This window comes from Skermanella sp. (genome assembly GCF_059503625.1).
The window spans coordinates 1-5,184 of record NZ_JCACHA010001136.1 but is presented as its reverse complement, the minus strand read 5'-3'; the positions used below and the strand labels follow the sequence as shown (position 1 = coordinate 5,184).

At 67.5% G+C, this 5,184-nt stretch carries 4 protein-coding genes and 1 pseudogene; all 5 read left to right on the top strand.

Annotated features, from left to right (window positions below):
- Window positions 1–43: 43 nt before the first annotated feature.
- The gene (locus AC5JJ6_RS40570) at window positions 44–1,336 is read left to right on the top strand and encodes a TIGR04295 family B12-binding domain-containing radical SAM protein (RefSeq protein ID WP_496047490.1); all 1,293 of its coding nucleotides are present in this window, start codon (window positions 44–46) and stop codon (window positions 1,334–1,336) included.
- A 1-nt stretch (window position 1,337) separates the two neighbouring features.
- Complete coding sequence (locus AC5JJ6_RS40565) at window positions 1,338–2,519, top strand: glycosyltransferase family 4 protein (protein WP_496047489.1); 1,182 nt, start codon at window positions 1,338–1,340, stop codon at window positions 2,517–2,519.
- Between the two features lie 10 nt (window positions 2,520–2,529).
- Complete coding sequence (locus AC5JJ6_RS40560; RefSeq protein WP_496047488.1) at window positions 2,530–3,660, top strand: CgeB family protein; 1,131 nt, start codon at window positions 2,530–2,532, stop codon at window positions 3,658–3,660.
- Window positions 3,660–4,757, top strand: coding sequence for a CgeB family protein (locus tag AC5JJ6_RS40555; protein ID WP_496047487.1), 1,098 nt, complete (start codon window positions 3,660–3,662; stop codon window positions 4,755–4,757). The genes AC5JJ6_RS40560 and AC5JJ6_RS40555 overlap by 1 nt, the downstream gene beginning before the upstream one ends.
- Window positions 4,754–5,184, top strand: a pseudogene (locus AC5JJ6_RS40550) (glycosyltransferase); the annotation flags it as partial. The gene AC5JJ6_RS40555 and the pseudogene AC5JJ6_RS40550, both read left to right, overlap by 4 nt.

Here is a 5,184-nt window from a genome sequence, read left to right as displayed (position 1 = left end):
CCCCCTCCTCGCTTTCCAAGTACAAAGACCGAAGAGCGGCTTCATGAAGTTCGCTCTGATCAACCCGAACTGGACCTTCGACGGCAGCATCTATTTTGGCTGCCGCGAGGCGCACCTGCCACTGGAGTTCGGTTACGCCAAGGCGCTGATCGAGCGGGCCGGCCATGAAGCCGAAATCATCGACGGCCAGCTTTTCAACCTCTCACTCGACCAGATCCGCTCGCGCGTCGCCGGCTACCGGCCCGACTTTACCGTCGTGACGACGGCGCCGAGCTACCTGTTCTGGCGCTGCGCCCCGCCTGAGCTTCGGGTCCCCCAGGAAGTCGTCGAAACCGTCCGCGGCATCGGCGGCGCCCTGGTGGCCGTCGGTCCCCACGGATCGACCACGCCGCGCGCGGCCTATGCCAAGCTCAACGTCGACGTGCTGGTGATGGGCGAGTGCGAGGACCTGCTGCCCCGGCTGGCGTCCGAGCCGTGGGAGACGATCCCGTCGCTCTGCACCGGGCCGCGCGACGACCCCCATGTCAACGGCGGTCCCCATGCATCGCGCTTCACCGACTTGCCCGCCCTGTCCTGGCCGCGCGAATGGATCGGCCGCCATCACCATCACCACCATCGGTTCGACACCCGGCCCACCGCTCCCGGTGCGGAGATGGAGACGTCGCGCGGCTGTCCCTACCGCTGCTCGTTCTGCGCCAAGGAGAACTTCCGCGACAAGTACCGCAAGCGCCCGCTTACGGTAATCCTGGAGGAGCTGGACGGACTGATCGCGCAGGGCATCGAATACGTCTATTTCATCGACGAGATATTCCTGCCCAACGCGGAGTTGCTGCAAGCCCTGGCGCAGCGGCCGGTCAAGTTCGGCGTCCAGACCCGGATCGACCTCTGGAAGGAGCCGATGCTGGAACTGCTCGGCCGTTCCGGCTGCGTATCGATCGAAGCGGGGGTCGAGAGCCTGACGCCCGAGGGCCGGCAGGCTCTCGACAAGAACTGCCGCATGTCCACCGACGACCTGACCGACCGGCTGATCTTCGCCAAGCGCCATGTTCCCTTCGTCCAGGCCAACCTGATCGAAGCCGGCACGGATGACGACGCCATGGTCGATGCCTGGCGGCAGCGGCTGCGCGAGCATGGCGTTTGGGCGAACGAACCTGTGCCGCTGTTCCCCTATCCCGGTTCGCCCGACTACCGCAAACTTTGGGGCCGTCCGGACGATCAGGCCTGGGAACGCGCGCTCGACCATTACCTGACCCACCACGTCGATTTCAGCGATATCCAGGAGCAGCGTCCCCTGCACCTGCACGAGCTGGAAGTGGCGACGGCGGACCGCCGCTGAGATGACCAGCCGCTTCCCGGGCTTCCCTGCCACGACCGGCGCTCCGCAGCGGGTACTGATGACCGCCGACGCCATCGGCGGCATCTGGGACTACGCGCTCGAACTGGCCGGAGGACTTTCCCGGCGCGGTATACGGGTCACCCTCGCCGTGATGGGGCGCGAGCCGTTGCCGGCCCAGCGGTCGAAGGCCCTTGCTATCCCTGGTCTCGATCTCCACCACGGCGATTTCCGGCTAGAATGGATGGAGGAGCCGGAAGACGATCTCCGCCGGGCCGGCGACTGGCTGCTGGATCTGGCGGAACGGACCGCACCCGACATGGTCCATCTGAACGGCTATACCCACGCGGCCCTGCCGTGGGGACTTCCGGTCCTGGTCGTCGCCCATTCCTGCGTGTTGTCATGGTGGCAGGCCGTACACCGGACCGCCGCGCCTGTCGGCTGGCAGCCCTACGCCAGCCGTGTCGCGGCCGGGCTGGCGGCGGCCGATCAGGTGGTAGCCCCGACCCAGGCGATGCTGGATACGCTGGAGGTTCACTACGGCTCTCTGTCCCGAAGCCAGGTGATCTGGAACGGCCGCGATGCCGGAACCTGGCACGGCCGGACCGGATCGCATCAGCCGGGCAGCCGCCGCGGCATCGTCAGCGTCGGCCGTCTCTGGGACGAAGCCAAGAACATCCGCGCCCTGGACAGCGTCGCTCCCTCGCTCGATTGGCCGGTGGCGGTCGCCGGCTCGTGGCGACGTCCGGACGGCAGCGGCGAACCGCCGGCCAATCTCCGGTGCCATGGCGTCGTGCCGCCCGATGCGCTGGCCCGGCTCTACGGCGACGCTGCCATCTTCGCCCTGCCCGCGCGCTACGAGCCGTTCGGCCTTTCGGTTCTGGAAGCAGCCCTGTCGGGCTGCGCCCTGGTGCTGGGCGACCTGCCCAGCCTGCGCGAACTCTGGACCGGTGCCGCCGTCTTCGTCCCGCCCGACGACCACGACGCCCTCGCCCGCGAGATCAAGCGCCTGATCGACCAGCCGGCGCATCTGAGCACCTTTTCCCTGGCCGCGCGCCATCGCGCACGGAGCTACGGCACCGAACGCATGGTCGCGCGTTATCTCAACGTCTATGCCGACCTGCTGGACGCGCCGCAGACGGTCCCGCCTCACCGCGAAGTCGCCGCAGTCCCGCTGGGAAGCTGATCTTCGAACCATGCGGGGACCCATGCGCTTCGTTTATTTCACCCACTCGCTGGTGTCCGACTGGAATCACGGCAATGCCCATTTCCTGCGCGGCATCGTCCGTGAACTCACATCGCGCGGCCACGAAGTCCGGTTGTTCGAGCCGCGCGACAACTGGAGCCTCCAGAACCTGATCGCGGACCAGGGGCCGGAAGCGGTCGCCCGGTACGCCACCGCTTTTCCGGGCTTGCGCTCCACCACATACGATCTGGCGACGCTCGATCTCGACCGGGCGCTGGACGGCGCCGATGTCGTGATCGTGCACGAATGGAACGACCATGATCTGGTGGCGCGCATCGGCCGCAAGCGCGCCGGCGGCGGACGCTTCGACCTGCTGTTCCACGACACCCATCACCGCTCGGTCAGCGATCCCAAGTCGATGGCGGCCTACGACCTGACGTCCTACGACGGCGTGCTGGCCTACGGCGCCGTGATCCGGGAGATCTATCTCAGCATGGGCTGGGGCAAACGGGCCTGGACGTGGCACGAAGCCGCCGATACTGCCTTGTTCCGCCCCTTGCCGGCAAGACCGCGCGAAGGCGACCTCGTCTGGATCGGCAATTGGGGCGACGGCGAGCGGTCGGTCGAACTGGGCGAGTTCCTGCTGCTGCCGATCCGGCAGCTCCGGCTGAAGGCCCGCATCCACGGCGTCCGCTACCCGGCGGAGGCCAAGGCCGCCGTCAACCTCGCGGGGGCGGAATACGCCGGCTACCTGCCCAACCACGAAGCCCCCGAAGCCTTCGCCCGCTTCGCCGTGACGGTCCATGTCCCGCGCCGTCCCTATGTCGAGATGCTGCGCGGCATCCCGACCATCCGTCCGTTCGAGGCGATGGCCTGCGGCATTCCCCTGGTCTGCTCGCCCTGGGACGACGCCGAGGGACTGTTCCGGCCCGGCAACGATTACCTGATTGCTCATAACGGTACCGAAATGACAAAGCACCTTCGGGATATTCTCAACGATCTCGACCTGTCCGCCGCCCTCGCCCGCAGCGGGTACGAGACCATCCAGGCGCGCCACACCTGCGCTCACCGCGTGGACGAGCTGCTGGACATCTGCCGCGACCTGAAACAGGCCAATCCCCTGCTGCTGGAGGCCCGCTGATGGCCGGACTGAATATCTCTTTCTACGGCTCCAGCCTGGTATCGGCCTACTGGAACGGTGCCGCGACCTATTACCGGGGCATCATCCGGGCTCTCGCCGGCCGGGGTCACACGGTCACTTTCTTCGAACCCGACGCCTGGGAGCGGCAGCAGCACCGCGACATCGCCGACCCGGACTGGGCGCGCGTCGTCGTCTACCCGAACGACGAGGCGAGCGCCCGGAAAGCGCTGGAACAGGGCCGCGACGCCGACGTCATCGTCAAGGCGAGCGGCGTCGGCGTCTTCGACAGCCTGCTGGAAGCGGGAGTCCTTGAAGTCCGGCGGCCGGATGCGACCGTGATCTTCTGGGACGTCGACGCTCCGGCGACACTCGCGTCGATGCGCGACGACCCCGGCGACACGCTGCGCCCGCTGATCCCACGCTTCGATTATGTGCTGACATATGGCGGCGGCGATCCGGTAATCGGCGCCTACAAGGCGATCGGCGCCCGCGACTGCATTCCGATCTATAACGCCCTGGACCCGGAAACCCACCATCCGGTCGCCCCGGATGCGCGGTTCGAAGCGGATCTCAGCTTCATGGCCAACCGGCTGCCCGACCGCGAGGCCCGCGTCGAGCAGTTCTTCCTGAATGCCGCCGCCCGCCTGCCGGAACGCCGTTTCCTGCTGGGCGGCAGCGGCTGGGGCGATAAGCGGATGCCGTCCAACGTCGATTATGTCGGCCACGTCTACACGGCCGACCACAACGCCGTGAACTGCTCGGCACTGGCGGTTCTCAACGTCGCCCGCGACAGCATGGCCGCCGTCGGCTTTTCCCCCGCGACCCGCGTGTTCGAGGCGGCCGGCGCCGGAGCCTGCGTCATCACCGACGCATGGGAAGGCGTCGAGCAGTTCCTCGAACCGGGCACCGAAATCCTGGTGGCGAACGATGGGGCGGAAGTCGCCGCGCTGGTCGACGGCCTGACGCCGGAGCGTTCGCGCAGGATCGGGGACGCGGCACGTCGCCGCATGCTCGATGGCCATACCTATGGCCACCGCGCGGCTGAGGTCGAGTCGCTGCTGCTTACCGGCACCCCCGCCGGCAAGGTGCCGGCATGACGCCGCTGTCGATCGTCATTCTCGGCCTGAGCATCACGTCTTCCTGGGGCAACGGCCATGCCACGACCTATCGGGCGCTGGTCCGGGCGCTGGCCGGCCGGGGGCACGACGTGCTTTTCCTGGAGGCCGACCGCCCCTGGTACGCGGAGAACCGCGATTTGCCCAACCCGCCGTTCGGCCGGACCGCCCTTTACGGATCGCTGGACGATCTCCGCGACCGTTTCGAACAGGAGGTCCGGCACGCGGATCTGGTGATCGTCGGATCCTATGTGCCTGACGGAGTGGAGGTCGGCCGCTGGGCGATCGCAACGGCCCAGGGTTTGACGGCCTTCTACGACATCGATACCCCCGTGACGCTCGCCAAGCTGGAGCGGGGCGACGCCGAATACCTCAGTCCCGACCTGATCCCGCGATACGACATATACCT